The organism is Clostridium sp. AM25-23AC (genome assembly GCF_003435125.1).
Classification (GTDB): domain Bacteria; phylum Bacillota; class Clostridia; order Lachnospirales; family Lachnospiraceae; genus Pilosibacter; species Pilosibacter fragilis.
Genome location: NZ_QWGI01000063.1, coordinates 1 through 396, shown reverse-complemented (window position 1 = coordinate 396; position 396 = coordinate 1). Strand labels below are relative to the sequence as shown.

Below are 396 nucleotides of genomic sequence, written 5' to 3'. Positions count from 1 at the left end.
ATATGATGGGCTACAACGACCTGAAAGACCCTTCCGTCAGCGGCTTTTTTCGGTTTCTTGCAAGGGTCGGGGACAACGGGATGAAAATGCAGATCGTGAAGATCGGATTTGGAGGCAAGCTATGAAAATTCTGGTATATGGTGCAGGCGTTCTGGGGTGCAATCTGGCAAGAAATCTGCTGCGCGCCGGAAAGGATGTCACTCTGCTTGCGCGGGGAAACTGGGCTGCGGAGATCAAGCAGAACGGCCTGCGGATCAAGGACAAATTTTCGCTCCGCACCTCGGTCAGCCGCATTCCGGTGGTGACTGAACTTGCACCGGATGCAAAGTACGATGTGATCTTTGTGGTCCTGCGCTATACACAGCTGGATTCCGCTCTGGACACGCTGCGGGCGAA

The 396-nt window shown here is 54.3% G+C and carries 1 protein-coding gene and 1 pseudogene; both read left to right on the top strand.

Annotation, left to right across the window (positions count from 1 at the left end; translation table 11 throughout):
• Positions 1-125: pseudogene (locus tag DW677_RS18995) on the top strand (class I SAM-dependent methyltransferase); the annotation flags it as partial.
• Positions 122-396 (top strand): 2-dehydropantoate 2-reductase N-terminal domain-containing protein (locus DW677_RS17475; protein WP_181968396.1); only part of this gene is annotated, 275 nt, incomplete at its 3' end. The pseudogene DW677_RS18995 and the gene DW677_RS17475, both read left to right, overlap by 4 nt.